This is a genomic window from Streptomyces sp. NPDC051452, assembly GCF_044454765.1.
In the GTDB taxonomy this organism is placed as follows: domain Bacteria; phylum Actinomycetota; class Actinomycetes; order Streptomycetales; family Streptomycetaceae; genus Streptomyces.
Window position 1 is genome coordinate 810,253 of the sequence record NZ_JBITEB010000001.1, and the last position, 16,985, is coordinate 827,237.

At 72.3% G+C, this 16,985-nt stretch carries 14 protein-coding genes; 8 read left to right on the top strand and 6 right to left on the bottom strand.

Annotated elements, in window-relative coordinates:
* The first annotated feature begins 1 nt into the window (after position 1).
* Both ACIBA9_RS03230 and ACIBA9_RS03235 read left to right on the top strand, forming a co-directional pair.
* Positions 2–1,453 (top strand): purine-cytosine permease family protein, encoded by a 1,452-nt coding sequence (locus ACIBA9_RS03230; protein WP_399359604.1) that lies wholly within the window; start codon positions 2–4, stop codon positions 1,451–1,453.
* 53 nt (positions 1,454–1,506) lie between these two features.
* A complete protein-coding gene (locus ACIBA9_RS03235) occupies positions 1,507–3,735 on the top strand; it encodes an FUSC family protein (protein ID WP_399359605.1) in 2,229 nt (742 codons plus the stop codon).
* Between the two features lie 37 nt (positions 3,736–3,772).
* Here ACIBA9_RS03235 and ACIBA9_RS03240 read toward each other — a convergent pair whose 3' ends face one another.
* The 3 genes from ACIBA9_RS03240 to ACIBA9_RS03250 all read right to left on the bottom strand — a co-directional run bounded on the left by ACIBA9_RS03240 (position 3,773) and on the right by ACIBA9_RS03250 (position 5,529).
* Positions 3,773–4,309 carry a cysteine hydrolase family protein gene (locus ACIBA9_RS03240; RefSeq protein WP_399359606.1) on the bottom strand — a complete coding sequence of 179 codons (537 nt, stop codon included), beginning with the start codon at positions 4,307–4,309 and terminating at the stop codon, positions 3,773–3,775.
* A 21-nt stretch (positions 4,310–4,330) separates the two neighbouring features.
* The gene (locus tag ACIBA9_RS03245) at positions 4,331–4,747 is read right to left on the bottom strand and encodes a hypothetical protein (protein WP_399359607.1); all 417 of its coding nucleotides are present in this window, start codon (positions 4,745–4,747) and stop codon (positions 4,331–4,333) included.
* A 167-nt stretch (positions 4,748–4,914) separates the two neighbouring features.
* Positions 4,915–5,529, bottom strand: a complete 615-nt coding sequence (locus ACIBA9_RS03250; protein WP_399359608.1) for a TetR/AcrR family transcriptional regulator — start codon at positions 5,527–5,529, stop codon at positions 4,915–4,917.
* 180 nt (positions 5,530–5,709) lie between these two features.
* On the opposite strand from ACIBA9_RS03250, the gene ACIBA9_RS03255 reads away from it, so the two are divergent.
* The 3 genes from ACIBA9_RS03255 (at position 5,710) to msrA (ending at position 9,382) form a co-directional block, all read left to right on the top strand.
* Complete coding sequence (locus tag ACIBA9_RS03255; RefSeq protein ID WP_399359609.1) at positions 5,710–7,893, top strand: MMPL family transporter; 2,184 nt, start codon at positions 5,710–5,712, stop codon at positions 7,891–7,893.
* Between the two features lie 51 nt (positions 7,894–7,944).
* Positions 7,945–8,664: an LmeA family phospholipid-binding protein gene (locus ACIBA9_RS03260; protein ID WP_399359610.1), complete on the top strand. Its 720-nt coding sequence runs from the start codon at positions 7,945–7,947 to the stop codon at positions 8,662–8,664.
* A 196-nt stretch (positions 8,665–8,860) separates the two neighbouring features.
* Entirely contained in the window at positions 8,861–9,382 is a 522-nt protein-coding gene (msrA, locus tag ACIBA9_RS03265) for a peptide-methionine (S)-S-oxide reductase MsrA (protein ID WP_399359611.1), read from the top strand.
* Positions 9,383–9,414: 32 nt separating this feature from the next.
* Here the strand turns inward: msrA and ACIBA9_RS03270 are convergent, their stop codons facing one another.
* The 3 genes from ACIBA9_RS03270 to ACIBA9_RS03280 are packed head-to-tail and all read right to left on the bottom strand — an operon-like array spanning position 9,415 to position 14,188.
* Positions 9,415–10,797 (bottom strand): MFS transporter, encoded by a 1,383-nt coding sequence (locus tag ACIBA9_RS03270; protein ID WP_399359612.1) that lies wholly within the window; start codon positions 10,795–10,797, stop codon positions 9,415–9,417.
* A gap of 8 nt (positions 10,798–10,805) precedes the next feature.
* Complete coding sequence (locus ACIBA9_RS03275; RefSeq protein ID WP_399359613.1) at positions 10,806–12,818, bottom strand: PEP/pyruvate-binding domain-containing protein; 2,013 nt, start codon at positions 12,816–12,818, stop codon at positions 10,806–10,808.
* On the bottom strand, positions 12,815–14,188 hold the full coding sequence (locus tag ACIBA9_RS03280) for an acetyl-CoA carboxylase biotin carboxylase subunit family protein (RefSeq protein ID WP_399359614.1): 1,374 nt from the start codon (positions 14,186–14,188) through the stop codon (positions 12,815–12,817). The genes ACIBA9_RS03275 and ACIBA9_RS03280 overlap by 4 nt, the downstream gene beginning before the upstream one ends.
* Positions 14,189–14,479: 291 nt before the next feature.
* Between ACIBA9_RS03280 and ACIBA9_RS03285 the strand changes: the two genes are divergently transcribed.
* From ACIBA9_RS03285 to ACIBA9_RS03295, 3 genes are all read left to right on the top strand, one after another.
* Positions 14,480–15,766, top strand: a complete 1,287-nt coding sequence (locus ACIBA9_RS03285) for a helix-turn-helix transcriptional regulator (protein ID WP_399359615.1) — start codon at positions 14,480–14,482, stop codon at positions 15,764–15,766.
* Between the two features lie 191 nt (positions 15,767–15,957).
* Positions 15,958–16,317 (top strand): STAS domain-containing protein, encoded by a 360-nt coding sequence (locus ACIBA9_RS03290; RefSeq protein WP_362162476.1) that lies wholly within the window; start codon positions 15,958–15,960, stop codon positions 16,315–16,317.
* 115 nt (positions 16,318–16,432) lie between these two features.
* Positions 16,433–16,927 (top strand): ATP-binding protein, encoded by a 495-nt coding sequence (locus ACIBA9_RS03295; protein WP_399359616.1) that lies wholly within the window; start codon positions 16,433–16,435, stop codon positions 16,925–16,927.
* The last annotated feature ends 58 nt before the right edge of the window (positions 16,928–16,985 follow it).

Below are 16,985 nucleotides of genomic sequence, written 5' to 3' on the forward strand. Positions count from 1 at the left end.
CATGAGCACTTCGACTGAATCCAGGGTGTCCGGCCTGGAGGTCCGGTCCATCGACTACGTCCCGCTGGACGAGCGGCACGGCAAGCTCTGGCACCTGGGTCCGCTGTGGTTCATGTCCAACGCCCAGATCGCCACCCTGGCGGTGGGACTCATCAGCATCACCGAGGGCGGCAACCTCCTCTGGTCGCTGCTGGCCATCGTCGCCGGCACCGTCGTCGGCACCTTCTTCATGGCCTTCCACTCGGCGCAGGGCCCCCAGCTGGGCCTGCCGCAGATGATCCAGTCGCGGCCCCAGTTCGGCTACGTCGGCGCCCTGCTGGTGTGGCTGTTCGCCTATGTGCAGTACGCCGGCTTCAACGTCTTCAACAGTGTCCTCGCCGCCGACTCCCTCCACCACACGCTGCACGGCGGCGTCAAACTGTGGGTGGTCGTCGTCACGGTCGTCGCGCTCGTCATCGCCTTGGTCGGCTACGACGTCATCCACAAGGCCGAGCGGGTCCTGACCTACACCTTCCTGATCATCTTCGGGATCTTCACCGTCGGTGTCCTGGTCACCCTGCACTATCCGGCCGGATCCTTCGATCTCGGCGCCTTCAAGTGGACGCCGTTCCTCGCTCAGTTCGGCGTGGTCGCCGGCTACCAGATCAGCTGGGCCATCTACGTCTCGGACTACTCGCGCTATCTCCCGCCGGACGTGACCGTCCGCAAGACCTTCTACTGGACCTACTTCGGCTCCGCGCTCGGCGGCATCTGGCTGATGGTGCTCGGCACGCTGCTCGCCGCCTGGGCCGGCAAGGACTTCGAGACCATCGCGTCGATCAACGCCGCAGGCGACAAGGTGTTCAGCGGATTCGGCGCGATCGTCCTGCTCTTCGCCGCGCTCGGCCTGGTGTCCGTCATGGCCCTGAACATGTACGGCGGTTCGCTGACCCTCATCAGCGCCATCGACTCGTTCCGGCGGGTGCGTCCCACACTGGCCGTACGACTGCTGACCATCGGCCTGACCGCGGCGCTCTCCCTGATCGGCGCCCTGTCGGCGACCTCGAACTTCCTTGCGAACTTCAACAACTTCCTGCTGCTGGTGCTCTACCTGTTCATCCCGTGGACCGCGGTGAACCTCATGGACTACTACGTGGTCCGGCGCGGGCACTACGCCATCGCCGAGATCTTCAAGCCGCACGGCATCTACGGCCGTTGGGGCTGGCACGGCATCATCGCGTACCTGGTCGGCTTCGCCGTCATGATTCCCTTCTTCTCCGTCGGCACCCTGTACGTCGGCCCCGCGGCCCACGCGCTCGGCGGAGCGGACATCTCCCTGTTCATCGGGCTGCCGGTGTCCGCGCTGCTGTACTGGTGGCTGACGCGCTCGATCGACGTGGCGGCCGAGACACGCCTCGCCGAGGCGGAGGCCCAGGAACTGGAGACCGCCGCGCACGAGCACCGCGAGCCGTGAGCTGACCCGCCCGGGAAGGTGCCGGGTGCCCGAGGGTGGGGGATTCTGTAGGGGTGTGGGGTGTCACAGCCCGTCGGATTCCGGCGGCCTACGCGGTCGCGGGCCGCAGGGCCGTACGCGTCACGCTGGTCGCCGCGGCCGGGTTCTACCTCTTCCGTTACGGTCTCGGACGCCCCGTCGCGGCCACCTACGCGCTGTTCGCCGCCGTGGCCCTGGGCGGACTCTCACGGATCCCCGGCACCGGACGGCAGCGCGCGGCGACGATGGTCCGCGCGCTGCCGGTGTGCTGGCTGCTGGTGATCGTCGGCACCTACCTCTCGGTACGGACCTGGAGCGCGGTCGTCGGCATGCTGCTGGTCGGCTTCACCCTGGCCTTCGCCGCTGTCGGCGGTCCGCGTCCGGCGGGAGCGGCGCCGGGTCTGCAACTGCTCTACATGTTGCCGTCCTTCCCCCCGTACGATCCCGGCTCGCTCGCCGAGCGGCTGGTCGGGACGACGACCGGCCTGGTGCTCCTCGTCCTCGCCGAAGCGCTGATCTTTCCCGAGCCGCGCCCGCCGTCGTACCGGGAGCGGGCCGCCGACGCCGCCCGGACCGCCGCCCACTGCGCGACGCTCCTCACCACACCCCCGTACGCCCTGGGCGACGACGACTTCCGGACGGCGCAACAGACCGGCCAAGGGCTGCGACCGCTCACCGTGCCGGAGGCGGAGCGGCCGGCGGGGCCCGAGGTGCGCGACCGCGCCCTCACCCACACCGGGCTGGCCACCCGCACGCTGCTCAGCCGGCTGGCGCTGCTGCCCGCCGCGCCGGGCACCCCGCCGGGTCCCGAGGTCAGCGCCGTACTGACGGCGGTGACGGGCCTCGCCACCGCCACCGGCGCCTGCCTGCGAGGCGGGCCGTCCCCCGTGACGCCCCACGAGAACCTCGCGGCCGCCCGCGCGCGCCTGTCCGCCCTGTCCTCGGGCGTGTCCGCCCACGCCGACGGCGCGCACCCCGCCCCCGGCGCCGCATCGGCCGCCGGGTTCCCCGCCGCCGTGCTCCGCCGGCACGCCGCCGTGCTGGAGATCGCCGATGCCGCGCTGGCCATGGGCGCGGCGGCCGATCTGGCGGTGCACGGCCGGCACGCCTCGGTGGAGGTGGCGCCGGGGCGCTTCTGGTACGCCACGGCCGGCCCACCGGTCCTGTGGTGGCACCGGCTGCGCGGCCACGCCGGGCGACGCTCGGTCTTCTTCCAGAACGCGGTGCGCCTGGCCCTGGCGCTGACGGCGGCCCGGCTCGTGGCCGGGGTGGACACCCTGCCCCACGGCTTCTGGGCCACGCTCGCGACACTCACCCTCACCCGCACCACCATGGACGAGACCTGGAGCACCATCCGCGTCGCGCTCACCGGAACGCTCGCCGGGGCCCTGCTGACCGCCGGGGTGCTGACCCTGGGCGGAACGGACACCACGGTGTACGCCGCCGTGCTGCCGGTGTGGATGCTGTTCGCCTTCACGGTCGGGCCGGTCAAGGGCGTCGGCTGGGCGCAGGGGCTGTTCACCGTGCTCGTGGCGCTGGTCTTCGCCCAGCTCGCCCCGCCGACCTGGCACCTGGCGGAGGTCAGGATGCTGGACGTCCTGGTCGGCAGCGCCATCGGCGCCGTCTTCGGACTGCTGGCCTGGCCGCGCGGCGCCCACGACGAGCTGCGCCGCACGGCCGCCGAACTACTGCGCAGGGCGGCCGAGATCGTGGTGGCCACCGGCGCCACCGTCGCCGGCGGGCCGACGGCGGGCGGTGGCGCGACGCCGGGCCCCCCGGCCGTCCCGGGCCACCGGTCGCTGCAGAACGCGGTCGTCCTCGCGGAGTCCGCCTACGCGCAGTACCAGAGCGAGTCGACGCCGTTCGGCGGCGCGGCACGCCGTAGGACGCCGCCCCGGATGGACTGGCAGGCGACCCTCATCGCCGGGCACCACACCCTGTGGGGTTCCGAACGCCTGCTGGAGCCGCCCCGGAGCCGGCTCGGCCCCGCGGCGGCCACGTCCGTCGGGGCACTGGGGGAGCGGGTGGCCGGGCGGATGCTGCTGCTCTCGGCGGCCCTCGACCCCGGCGACGACACCCCGACGGCCCCGCCGCCGATGCTCGATCCGGCGCTCGCGGAGTTCGCGGTGGAACCGCCCGGCGCGCCCCGGCTGTACTACGCCACCGTGTCCTGGCTGGACTCACTGCTGACCGATCTGGCCCGCATCGCACAGAGCGACCCGGCACCTCGGGCCCGCCCGGAGCCGACACCCGCCCCCGACTGACCGCTAGCCCTCCGGTCTCCGGCTCCCCGGCGTGCCGTCACGTCCACAGGTCCTGACTCTCGCACACCCGCGCACTCATGTTCCGTTCCATCATCCGCAGTGCCGCGTCCGCGAGATCATCGTGGATGTGTGCCACAGCGTCCCTGGGGACGGTCACGTCGAGGTGGCGGATGTGGGCGTCGAGTGCCGAGTAGAGCACGCACTGCTCGGTCACCTGGCCGCACAGCACCACCTCCTGGATCCCTTGCTGGTGGAGCAGATACTCGAGAGGTGTCTCGAAGAAGATCGAGTGGCGGGCTTTCAGCACGAACAGGGAGTCCTCGTCGGGCCGCAGGGGCTCCACCAGGTCGGCATGGGGTCCGGCCAGCGCGTGCTCCAGCAGCTCCCCGTGGTGTGAACGCCACTCGCCGAAGTTGTCGTTGACATAGATCACCGGTATCCCGTGCTCCCGTGCGCGCCGCAGCAGCCGGGTCACCACCGGCACCGTCTTGCGCACCGTGGGGATCAGCAGGTCGGCGTCCTCGTGGTCGTATGAGTTGATCATGTCGATGACGATCAGCGCGGTCTTGCTCATACCGTCCAGGGTTCCACCGATCTACCAGTCCTGCTCGGCGGTCATCTTGGCCGGGGCCAGGACGTCCACGTGGCCGTGGTCGCCGTAGGCGGTGCGGCGCCACTGGGCGAACGCCTTTGCGGTGCGCCCCAGTTCGGCGTCCTCCCACACTCCGTAGTCGACGTGGACGACCGCTGCGCTGCGGGCGTCGGCGGTGGTCGTGCGGGTGGTGACGCTGGTCACGTGCGGGGCGATGGCGGCGTCCGCCTTGGGGGCCTTGGTGGTGAGATAGGTGCGGAACGCGTGCAGCGGGGAGTCCCCGCGGTGCGGACCGGACGACCCCGGCGCGGGCGGGGTGGACGTCTTCTTCCCCGCGTGGTCCGTGCCGCAGGAGACGAGGGTGAGGCCGAGGCAGACGAGTGCCGCGGCGACGGGTACGAACCGAGTGGTGATCTTCATAGGTGGGCCCCTTTCGGAGGGTGAGAGGGGAACACGACGGACGAGGTTGCGCACCCTCGCCGCCGGGCGTGTCGCCTCGGGAGCACCGGCAAGCACCGGCAAGCACCGGCAAGCACCGGCAAGCACCGGCGTCGGCAGGGGAGCGGTCCCCTGTTCGCCACGGCCGGTCAGGCCGAGCCGATCTCCCGCAGGAAGCCGAAGGCCCGCTGCAGGGGCGCCGGGCCCTTGTCCGGGAGGCCGGACGCGCGGCGGGCCCGGCGGGTGCGCAGGACGGCACGCACCGCCGAGAGCGCGGCGCACGCGATGACGGCCGCCTGGAGATCGGCGTCCGGCGTGTCGGGGTCCAGCCTGTCGCGCACCAGGAGCGTCAGCCGCTCCTCGAAGTCGGAGAAGGCCTGGACGAGACGCGCCGTGACGACGTTCTCGATGTCGTCCAAGGGGTGGCCGAGAGCCGTCAGGGTGGAGGCGGCGAACGGCTGCGCCGCCTGCGACAGGGCGTTGCACACGGCGTCCAGGGGCTCCTCGTCCGCCGGACGGGCGGCCAGGGCGCTCTCGACGTAGGCGAAGATCTCGACGCCGTCCGGCAGCAGCAGCGCTTCCTTGCTCTCGAAGTAGCGGAAGAACGTGCGCGCCGAGACGTTCGCGTACGCGGCGATGTCCGCGACCGTCGTGCTCTCGAAGCCGCGCTCCTCGAACAGGCGGGCGGCCCCTTCCAGCAGCAGGCGGCGCGTCTCCTCCTTCTTGCGTTCGCGCAGTCCGGCGGGGGCGCTCTCACTCGGCATGGCGGAAGCCTCCGGCATCGTGTCGTGACTGTCAATCGACACCCCTGCCAGGTTCCCGGGCACGCCGGAGGGCGCCCCGACATCGTCGCCCCAGCAAAGCATCATGACTGCCAATTGTCATGCATGCCAGTTTGTCTCTACAGTTCGTGTCACTCGTGACAGTTTCCTCTGGAGGTCCCGGTGCTCCCCACCCCGCTCGCGCCGTCCGGCCCTACCCCCTCGGAGAGCCCCGCCCAAGCGCGCGGTGCGCTCGGCCGTCTGGGCGCCCGCTGCGCCCGGCGCCCGGTCGTGGTCATCGGCGCCTGGCTGCTGATCCTCGCGGCGGCGCTCACCGGGCGGCACCTCGTGGCACCCACCTTCAGCGACGAGGTCAGCCTGCCCGGCACCGCCTCGCACACCGGCGCCGACCTCCTCGCGCGATCCATGCCCGCGGCGGGACGGCCCAACGGCAAGGTCGTCTTCCACAGCACCACCGGCACCGTGGCCGACCAGCGGTCGGCACTCGACCGGACCCTGTCGAAGCTGCGCGACCTGCCGCACGCCACCGCCGCCTCGCAGCTCGTGACCAGCGACGACGGACGCACCGCCTACACCACCGTCTCCTTCGACCGGCAGCCGAAGAGCCTCGGCCACGACTACACCGGGCGGCTCGACACGGCGACGCAGCCCGCCCGGGCGGCGGGACTGGGCGTCGCCTACGGCGGCGATCTCGACCAGGTGGTCCGGGAACCGGCCGACGACACACTGAGCGAGGGCGTGGGCGTCGTCACCGCCCTCGTCATCCTGCTGCTCGCCTTCGGCAGCGTGCTTGCCGCGCTGCTGCCCCTGGCCACCGCGCTGATCAGCGTCGGAGTGGGCCTCGGCATCGTGGGCGTCGTCGCCGCCACCCTCTCCTTCGCGACCTCCGCCACGACCCTGGCCGGCATGATCGGCCTGGGTGTCGGCATCGACTACGCCCTGTTCCTGACCACACGCTTCCGCCAGGACCTGATCGAGGGCCGTGACCCCGTCGAGGCCGCCGCCCGCACGGCCCACACCAGCGGACGCGCGGTCCTCATCGCCGCGCTGACCGTGGCGGTGGCCATGCTGAGCCTGTACGCCTGCGGACTGACGTTCATCGGCAAGATCGGCCTCGCCGCGACGTTCGCCGTCGTCGTGACCGCCGGTGCCGCCCTCACCCTCGTCCCCGCCGCCCTGGGCCTCGTCGGCCGGCGCATGGACAGCGTGCGGGTGCGCCGCCCGGTCGCCGAGAGCGCCGGAGCGCGGGACGGCTGGCAACGGTACGCACAACGTGTCGCCGGGCGGCCGTGGACCTTCCTGGCCGTCGGTCTCGCCGTCCTCGCCGTGTGCTCCGCGCCCCTGCTGTCGATGCGCCTCGGCCACGTCGACGCCGGAGCCGACCGGCCGGGCAGCAGCACCCGCACCGCCTACGACTGGATCGCGCACGCCGAGGGGGAGGGCTTCGGAGCGGGCGCCAACGGCCCGGTCATCGCCGTGGTCGACGTCAGCGGGGCGCACCCCTCCCCGGACCGGGTGGCGCACGACGTGACCGCGGCCCTCCAGGGCACCCACGGCATCGCTTCCTTCACCCCGGTCCGGGCGAGCGAGGACGGCAGGGTCCTGGTCACCACGATCACCCCGGCCACCGGCCCGCAGGACGCCGCGACCGGCACACTGCTCGACACCCTCTCCGGCCGCACCCTGCCCGAGGCCCTCGACGGCACGGGCGCCCGGGCCTGGCTCACCGGCAGCGTGGCGGGCCAGGCGGACTTCCGGGCCACGGTCGGCGACCGGCTGCCGATCGTCATCGGCATCGTCCTGGTCCTCGCCTTCCTGCTGCTCATGACGGTCTTCCGCAGCGTGCTGATCCCCCTCAAGGCCGTCGTCCTCAACCTCCTCACCACGGCCGCCTCCTACGGCGTCCTGGTCGCCGTGTTCCAGTGGGGCTGGGGCGGCACACTGCTGGGGCTGTCGGAGCCGGTGCCCATCGAGTCGTACGTCCCGATGATGATGTTCGCCATCGTCTTCGGGCTGTCCATGGACTACGAGATCTTCCTGCTGTCCCGGATCGCCGAAGCCTGGCACCGCACCGCCGACAACCGGCTCGCCGTCGGCGAGGGACTGTCCAGGACCGCTCGCGTGATCTCCGCCGCGGCCTTCATCATGACCGCGGTGTTCCTGTCCTTCACCGCCTCACCGACCGTGGTGGTGAAGATGCTCGCCCTGGGCCTGGCCGTCAGCGTGATCCTGGACGCCACGGTGGTCCGTCTGGTCCTGGTGCCGTCCGCCATGTTCCTGCTGGGCCGGAGCAACTGGTGGCTGCCCCGACGGCTGGACCGCCTCCTGCCCCACGTGCACGCCTGACCGCCCCACCCGCCGACGCCCGTGTACCGACGATCCGGAGCCGAAGACCACGTGACATCCAACCGCCGCAACAAGACACGCCTCCTCGTCTCGCTCGCCGCGGCCCTGGCCGCACTGGTGTGCTCGACCGACCTCCTGGTGGAGCACCGGACCGAGGGGCGGATCGCCGCCCGAGCGGCACAGCGGCTCGACCCGCGCGGGCCGGTCCACGCCGACCTCACCACCCCGCTCGCGGGACTGCGCACCCTCGGCGGCGACGTCGGCGACGTGGAGGTGACGGCCCGGGGCGTACGCCGTCAGCATGCCGTGATGGACGTGAGCGTCCACCTCAGGGGGGTCACGACGGACGGCGACAGCGCCGGCGGCAGCGGGACCGCCACCATCGGGTACGACCAGGTGACCCGGCGGCTCGGCTCGACGGGCGACGGTCTCACCGCCAGGGGCCAGGACGGCGACCTCGTCCTCGGCGGGAGCGTCGGCCGCCTGGGGCTGCCGGTCACCGTGCGGTGCGAGGTGTCGACGACGGCGGACTCCTTCACCGTCACGCCCACCACCGTGAACGTCCTCGGCCGACAGGTGGCGGTCGACGACCTCGCCGCACTGCCATCCGCCTCCGCGCTGCGGCAGCGACTCGAGCCCCGGACCGTACCGGTCACCGGTCTGCCCCGCGGCGTCCGCCTGACCTCGGCACACGCCGCGGCCGACGGCCTCGTCCTGGCCTTCTCGATCGCCGCCGGGCCGACTCCGGGCGCGGGAAGGGGAGCCGTCTGACCCGCCGTACGGAGGGCGGCGACCGGGCGGGCACCGGGCGCCGATCGAGAAGGGAATCAACGGGGCCGTTCCCCGGTTTCACCAGCAGCATCCCGAGCGGTCGCCGGCAGGCCGCCCGGGAGCCGGTAATAGGCTGGATGACCGTGGAACCGGCGCGTTGAGGAAGGCGCCGGGCCCGAACACGAGGGAGCGACCGATGACAGTGGGAACAGAGCGAGCCGTACTGGCGGGCGGTTGCTTCTGGGGCATGCAGGACCTGATCCGCAAGCAGCCCGGCGTCGTGGCCACGCGCGTCGGCTACAGCGGCGGCGACACCCCGAACGCCACGTACCGCAACCACGGCGACCACGCCGAGGCCATCGAGATCCGGTTCGATCCCACGGCCACGAGCTACCGCGCCATCCTTGAGTTCTTCTTCCAGATCCACGACCCGACCACGCGCGACCGCCAGGGCAACGACGTCGGGCGCAGCTACCGGTCCGCGATCTACTACACCGACGAGGAGCAGCACCGCGTCGCCGTGGACACCATCGCGGATGTCGAGGCGAGCGGACTGTGGCCGGGGAAGGTGGTCACGGAGGTCGAGCCCGTCGGTGAGTTCTGGGTGGCCGAACCGGAGCACCAGGACTATCTGGAGCGCTACCCCAGCGGCTACACCTGCCACTTCCCGCGCCCCGGCTGGAAGCTGCCGCGCCGGGCCTCGTCCACGACGAACTGAGCCCGGCACGGCAGACGTCCGCCCGGCCCGGCTCAGGGCCGTGGCGCCGCTCCCTCGTCCACGGGCAGCGCGACGTGCTCGTCCGGCGAGCGCGTCCCGGCGCCGCGGCGCCCGGAGCCGGTACCGTCGCCGAGAGTCGAACCGGCGCCGGTGTCGCGGGCCTTGGCCGGTAGCCGTCCCGGACGCGTTCGGTGCAGCGCCAGGTGCAGCACCGGTATGAGCACGAAGGTGACCGCCGCGCTGTGCCACAGCAGTGTGTCCAGCCGGCCCGCCGCGAGATAGGCGCCGGCCGCTACCGCGGCCAACGCGCACACACCGCGGTCCACGATGCTCTCCACCGACAGCAGCGTGGCCCGCGGGGCGTCGGCCGGTATCGCGTCGTTGACGAGCTTGCGCTGCACCGGGTACACGAACCCGGTGATCCCGGCGAACGCGCACAACAGCCCGACGACGGCCCAGGGCCCGCCGACGGCGGTGCCCGCCAGCGTGGCGGCGAGCGCCACGCTCAACAAGGACACCCACACCGCGGGCGGCAGCCGGCGCCCCAGCCACTGCGGGCGGGCCGAGGCCACCGCCTCGGCGACCGTCATCGCGGCCAGCACACTGCCGTGCGTGCTCTCCTTGATCCCGTGCTCCAGGAGCACCGGCTGGAACAGATTGACCTGGCAGATCCGGGACAGCGTGAACACCGCCACCCCCTGCACCATCAGCAGCACCAGCCATGGCGAGGAGCGCAGGGCACGCCAGGCGGCGCTCGTGTCACGCAGCAGCGTCCCGCTGCGCCGCGCGCGGGCGCCCCGCCGGGAGTCCGCGTCGGCGCCGGCGATCCGTGGCAGGGCCAGGGCGCAGCCGAGCGAACCGGCCGCACTCGCCGCACTGAGCACGTACGGCGTCTGCGGGGCCAGCACCATCAGCGGGCCGACGAGCGGCCAGCACACCACCTTCGCGGCGAGCCCGAGGGCACGCGCCGTACCCTCGGCCCGCAGATAGTGGGCGTCCGCCCCCTCGGCACGCAGCCCGTCGTAGAGATAGGCGCTCGCCGCACCGGACGTCAGGGACCGCCCGGCGGCGATGGCGAGGAAGTGCACGAGGAAGCCCGTGTACGACGGCGCCAGCACCGGCGCCATGTTGGCCGCCGTCATGACCACCGCGCCCGCGCGCAGACAGTTGCGGGCACCGATCCGGTCGGCGATCACGCCCGTCGGTATCTCGAACAGGCAGAAGGCGATGTAGTAGATGCTCTGGATGCCGAAGATCTGGCCGTCGGACAGGCCCGCGTCCCGCTGGTAGGCGTAGAAGACGGGCATCCACCACAGCAGGTTGAACAGCAGCTGGAACCCGTTGTTGAGGCGGATCAGGCGCCGCGCCGCCGCGGACGGCACCGGCCCGGGGGACGGGGAGCGCAGGACGGACATGGGGCGCCTCACCGGGCGTAGGGCCGGACCTGGACGAGGTGGAAGGCCCCCTCCGCGGTCATGAGCCACTCGATGTCCAGGGCCTCGTCCGGGTCCTGCGCGCTGAAGTGCGACTGCAACAGCCGCCCCACCAGGGCCAGTCGGGCCAGCGACGCGCGGGTGGCGGCCGGGAGGTCCTCGCCCGAGGAGCCGACGTCGACCGTGCGCCCGCCGCCCTCGACGGTGTTGTAGAGGTACTGGTGCGGCAGGACGGTGCCGTCGACCACCCGCTCGGGCGAGCCGGGCGAGCAGTTGAGGTACACGTTGCGGAAGTCCTCGCGCCGGGTCGGATTGCAGGTCACCAGGACCCCCCCGAGGTCCGCCGGCACGTACTCCTGGATGATCACGCCCATGTAGGTGTCGTCCAGGGAGATGCCCACCTGGTGCCGCAGACGTACGCTGCGCGGCGACAGCAGCGACGCCCACACCTGCCGTACGGCGTCCATGAGCTGCTCGGCGCCGCGCACCGTGGTGACCGAGTCGTAGATCCCGGCGGCGGAGAAGCCCGGCAGGTCCTCGGCGTTGGAGGAGGAGCGCACGACCAGGCGGCGCCCGTCGGCCAGCAGCCCCGCGACCGACCCGGTGACGGCCCGCGCCACTTCCTCGGGCATCGGTGTGGCGCGCATCAGGTTCTGCAGGCTCAGGGACAGGGAGTCGATCACGTCGAAGGCCTCGAGTTCGAGGGCCATCTTCAGCTTGCCTATGCCCTGTTGCAGCGCGGGTGACGAGGTCAGGAAGAGATGGTGCAGCCGGAAGGGCAGGGCCACGCCCTCGGGCGCCCGGACCGTCTCCGCCACGCGTTCGGCCGCCACCGTCCGCAGTCGCGACGGTGACGCGTCCGTCTCCTCCAGCCGCGCGGCCAGGTGACCGAGCAGATCGGGCCGCGGTGGCCGGGGACGGGTGTAGAACGTCGTCAGGTCGGCCGTGCGGCTGTCCAGGACATGGTGCAGTTCTCCGAGATGGGCCGCCTTGGTGCCGTAGCCGTCGCGGTCGGCGCGCCGCAGCCGGTGCAGCGCGAGGACCGGGGCGTCCTCCAGCAGCGGGGTCTCGATGCGGATGCGCTGCTGATGCCAGGCGGGCCTGCGCAGAGCCGGTGCGCGCGACAGCCGCTCCAGGGTGATGGCGTCCTCCCGCACCCGGTAGCGCACCCACGCGCCGTCCAGGCCGTCCCGCTCCACCAGGGCGTCGAGGTCGCGGACGATGGCGTTCGGGATGCCCCAGCCCGAGGCCAGGACGTTGGTGTGGGACAGCGGTGTGGTGGGGACCGTGTTGATGAACCCGGCGATACGCGGCACGTCGTCGGGCAGACAGGGCATCGCGACGATGTCCGACCAACCGAGCTCCGCGGCGGCGCGCTCGTACTCCGCCGTGCTGCGGAACCAGCGCAGCCGACCCTCCGCCTCACCCGGGTTGAGGCAGGTCCGCGTCCGGTTGCCGAACAGCTCGTGGCTGAGGATGCGCGGCACACGCACCGCGCTGACCGAGGCCAGCTCGTGCTCCTGGCCGTGGTTGGCGGGCTTCAGCAGCAACGGCAGGCGCCCGTCCACGCGTCCGCGCACATAGAGGTAGAACTCCTCCAGCAGCGCACCGTGCATGGTGTCCGCCTCGGTCGTCTCCAGCACCAGGAAGGGCCGTTCGGTGCCGTCCGGATCCTCGTCGGTGTGCAGGGACAACACGCCCAGCAGGAAGCGGCGTTCGGGATCCATGTACACGGACGCGTTGAACGCGTCCAGGCGCGCGTCGAGTTCGTCCAGGCCGAGACCGAGGATCCGGGTCGCGATGTAGTTGACGTGGAAGGGATGCACCCGGGTGTCGAGCAGATGCCAGGTCCCCTCGGCGCGGTCCACCACGACCTTGAGGTAGGGGTGCCCGGCCAGCACCCCCGACAGGGCGCGGAACAGCGGCAGCGACAGATTGGCACCGACGACGGTCCGGTCACCCGAGGCGTCCGGCACGCCCGTCTCGTCCAGTGTGAGTGTCATGCCCGGACCTCCTCGGTGACGTCCGTGGGCAGGATGCGCGGCAGGGCGTCCACCAGGGCGGTGAAGTCGTGGATCACGGCCTCGGGCCGGTCGGCGGACAACAGGCACAGCCCCGCCATGGTGTTGGCGCCGGCCGCCGGGTCGTACACCGGCACGGGGGCGCCGTCCGGCAGCGAGCTCTCCCGGACGACGGACAGGGTGCTGCCCGCGCCGACCGGCGCGGACCGGACGACGGCCGCGGAGTCCCACCGGTGGCGCCGCCGCCAGGGGGTACCGTCCCCGTGCACGGCGAGGACCACCAGCGATCCGGCCGCGCCCTCGGCGTCCGAGGGCGTCAACGCCCGGGCGGGCCAGTCGGGAAGACCGCCCAGCAGCTGGTCGGTGAACATGCCGATCAGGTCGAGCCCGAACACCTCCTCGATCTGCGGCACCGTCATCGCGCCGCCGAACCGGGCCGCCGTCTCGATCACCCACATACGGCCGTCCGCGCCCAGCTTGATCTCCGTGTGCGTGCCGCAGTCCTCCAGCCCCAGGGCGTCCACGGAACGCCGGGCCAGCTCCACGATCTCCGCCTGGGCCCGGGCCCCGACCGCGGCCGGGGTGATGCCGGCCCGCTCGGTGAACGGGGCGACCGTCGGCATCCGTCCGCTCAGACAGACCGGACGGAAGACGCCGCCGGTGACCACACCCTCGACGCTGACGTAGTCACCCCAGCCGGATCCCTCGAACCACTCCTCGGCGCATCCGCTGACGATCTCCTCGACGATGAAGTCCTCGCCCGCACCGGCCACGTGCAGCTCGGCGAACCCGAGCAGGGCCGACTCCGCCATCACCGCGCGCGACCGCTCCCAGGCGCCCCGCACCTCATCGGGTGCCTCGATGACCTGGTGCGCGGTCGAACCGGCGCTCCAGGCGGCCTTCAGCAATAACGGGAACGACAACTGCTGTGCCGCACGCTCCAGTTCGGCGAGGCTCGTGACGGACCGGAACCGGGGCTGCGATATGCCCCGGCGCTCCCAGGCCGCGCGCATCAGCCGCTTGTCACGGGCGAGCGCGGCGGCGGGCCCGGCTCCCCGCAGCCCGAGCCGCCGGGACGCCTCGGCGACCGCGACCACCGCGTACTCCGAGAAGGTGACGACCGCGTCCGCGCCCACTTCCCGGGCCCGGCCGGTGATGAGATCGACGAGGTCGCCGGCCCCGGTGTCCGGGACCGTGACGACCGAGGCACATCGCCGTCCGGCGACCGCCGCCACACCGGCGGGCAGTTCGCTGAGTGCCAGCAGGTGCACCGCGGCCCGCGCGGCCACCCGCGTCAGGGCGTACCCCGCGGGGGGACCGCCCTTGGCATGCACGTACAGCACCTTGCTCACGAATACCCAACTCCTCTGATTCTCGGATCGATCGGCCGCGGAGACACGCTCCGCCGTGCCCTTCAAGCGAACCAGCCGCGTCTCCCGTCCGGGGGCATCGCATGCGTCGACGGCTCAGGCAAATGCCCAAGTGGTGCCTGCCGTCGCCGTCATGTGAAGGTCCGGTGATGCGCTAGTGCCCGTCGGGTGCGGAGGACGCGGGGCCGGACCGACCCGCATGGCCGCCGCGCTACGGGAAACGCATGATGTGTTACTTAAAGTAATGTGGTGCGGAATTAAAGGAGTTGGGCCATGAACGAGTCCGATTTCAAGGCTTTGCTCGCGCCCCTGCCGGTGACCTGGTGGGAGGCCGACGGCGGACTGGGAGTGGTCGACAGCGGGGGCGGCGCGTTCGAGGACGAGCGCACCGCCCGCCGCTTCCTGGAGGCACTCCGGGCCGAGCACGGCGGCCCGTCGGCGCCCTGGGACGCCGGCCCCTACCAGGCGTCCTTCGAGGGCCGGACCTTCGACGTGCACTGGCCGGACCCCCACGAAGACCCGGACGGGCACGGCAGCAGGGGAGTGGCGATCGAGGTGACGGGCCGTCCGGACGACAGTCCCTACGCCTCGTTCGCCGACCTCACCCCGGCCGCCGCCTTCGTACGGGACGCGGGCGGCCGCTATCTGTGGGCCAACCACGCCTACGCCCACCTGTACGGCACCACCCGCGAGGCGGTGATCGGCCGCCACCTCGCCGACCTCGACGGCCCGGACGACGTCACCCGGTTCCTCGCCCTGGACCAGGAGGTCCTCACCCGTGGCAGATCCGTCCGGCACACCCTGGCCTACCGGCGCTCCGACGGATCCCCCGGGCAGGCCGCCGGCTACCGCTTCCCCGTCCGCTGGGGCACCGGGCGCTGTGTGGCCGGCATCTACGTCGACGTCACGGACTACACCCGGGTACTGGACCAACGGCGGCGTGCCGAGGAGGACCTGCGGGCCCTGCGGGACCACAGCGGCCTGCCCTGCGCCCGGCTCCGCCCGGACGGCAGGGTGGGCGAGGTGGGCACCGCCGTCGCCGAACTCCTGCGCGTCCGCCTCTCCGACCTCATCGGGCTGCCGGCCGACAGCCTGCTGGCGCGCACACCCGAGCGGAGGGCGCTGCACCGGATCTGGGCCGATCTCGTCGGCGGCCGGCGCAGAAGCGCCCGCGCCTCCGTCGTCCTCGTCGACGGCGACCACTGGCAGCGCCGGGCGCGGGTGCATCTGAGCACCGTGTGCGGCACCGCGGACGGGGTGTCCAGCGTGTGGGCGGTCATCACCCACCTGGGCCTGCGGCATGCGGCACAGCCGCCCCTGACCGCCGCCCAGGTGCGCATACTCGCCCTGCTGGCGGCGGGCTGCAGCAACGCGGACATCGCCGGCACGCTGCACCTGTCGCGGCAGGCGGTGGACTACCACCTCAGCCGTCTGCGCGACCTCCTCGGCGCCGCCACGCGCCCGGCCCTGGTCGCGCGGGCCTACGTACTGGGCATCCTCTCCCCGCAGACCTGGCCCCCGCGCTCCGACACGGCGGCGCATCCGCTCAGCCCGGTCTGACGACTCACGCCCGCGCGAGCGGGGCGGGAGAGGGGGCGCTCGGCGGACCAGCACGCGGCGGCAAACCGCCCATGAGCCCCTTCGACCGAACTTCACGACGGCCATGAACGGACAAAGTCCTCGTCGTGAGGTGGGGAACCGTCCGCAAGACGGGCTCGCCTCCTGCGACCCGGGAGTGTCAGGATGACGGCATGGAGTGGGAGTCCAGGACGGTCGTGCACGTACAGCGGCACAGTCGCGTCTTCGAGGTCGCGGTGCGCGGTGAGATCGATTACGACGAGTCGGACCTGCTGGAAGCGGCCTGGGCCGAAGCGGACGAGGCCGCACTGCCGGCCACGGTGGTGGATCTCTCCGGTCTGACCTTCGGCGACAGCCAACTGCTCCGCGCACTCCTCGACGCGCGGCGGCGCCACGCCGCGAGCGGCCGCGCGTTCGTCATCTTCGGCCCGCTCCACGACAGCGTCACCCGGCTGTTCGCCGTCAGCGGCACCCTGAGCCACTTCACCATCACCGAGTCCCGCGACGCGGCACTGCGCTCCGTGGGCATCTGAGGCCGGCGAGCGGGAGGAGCACCCACCGTCCGCCGGCGACCGGCCCCGCTCACCGCGCCGGAAATTCTCGCGCATGGAGGAGGGGGCAGGGGGTATACGCGGTCGAGTGAACCTAGTGAAGACGGCTTTCACGGCGTCCGACGCCCGCTCCGACGCCGGATGGGCGACGGACCCCGACCCGCTGTGGGTCACCGCGGCGTTCGACGGCGGTACGTGCCGCATCGGTGAGGCACGTCGACAGGCCACGCGGTTCCTCGCCCACGCGCGGGCGGAACACGGCCTGCCGGTGTCGGCCCGGGCGTCCGACCTCACCCAGCTGGTGGTGAGCGAACTGGTCACCAACGCCCTCAAGTACGCCCCCGGACCGATCCTGATGGATCTGCGGATCACCGGCGACCTGGTGGAGGTGACGGTGTGGGACTCCGACCCCGTGCTGCCGATGGCCCGGGCCGCCGAACCCGGCCGTGTGGGCCAGCACGGCCTGGAGATCGTCATGGCCGTGGTCGAGTCGTTCGAGGCGCGGCGTGAGCCGGTGGGCAAGAGGATCACCGCCCGCATCGCCCTCACGGGTGACGAACCGGACGGCCGCCCCGGACACCGGAGCGGGTGAAGCGGACGTCCGCGTTCTGGACCAGGCCGGCCTCGGCAACCGGTGCGAGCCCCACATA

What these genes read in the sequence shown, in the direction of transcription:
- ACIBA9_RS03230 (WP_399359604.1), top strand. Translation starts at nt 2, where the DNA reads ATGAGCACTTCGACTGAATCCAGGGTGTCCGGCCTGGAGGTCCGGTCC.
- ACIBA9_RS03240 (WP_399359606.1), bottom strand. Translation starts at nt 4,309, where the DNA reads ATGAGCAAGACCGCGCTGATCGTCATCGACATGATCAACTCATACGAC.
- ACIBA9_RS03245 (WP_399359607.1), bottom strand. Translation starts at nt 4,747, where the DNA reads ATGAAGATCACCACTCGGTTCGTACCCGTCGCCGCGGCACTCGTCTGC.
- ACIBA9_RS03250 (WP_399359608.1), bottom strand. Translation starts at nt 5,529, where the DNA reads ATGCCGAGTGAGAGCGCCCCCGCCGGACTGCGCGAACGCAAGAAGGAG.
- msrA (WP_399359611.1), top strand. Translation starts at nt 8,861, where the DNA reads ATGACAGTGGGAACAGAGCGAGCCGTACTGGCGGGCGGTTGCTTCTGG.
- ACIBA9_RS03270 (WP_399359612.1), bottom strand. Translation starts at nt 10,797, where the DNA reads ATGTCCGTCCTGCGCTCCCCGTCCCCCGGGCCGGTGCCGTCCGCGGCG.
- ACIBA9_RS03275 (WP_399359613.1), bottom strand. Translation starts at nt 12,818, where the DNA reads ATGACACTCACACTGGACGAGACGGGCGTGCCGGACGCCTCGGGTGAC.
- ACIBA9_RS03285 (WP_399359615.1), top strand. Translation starts at nt 14,480, where the DNA reads ATGAACGAGTCCGATTTCAAGGCTTTGCTCGCGCCCCTGCCGGTGACC.
- ACIBA9_RS03290 (WP_362162476.1), top strand. Translation starts at nt 15,958, where the DNA reads ATGGAGTGGGAGTCCAGGACGGTCGTGCACGTACAGCGGCACAGTCGC.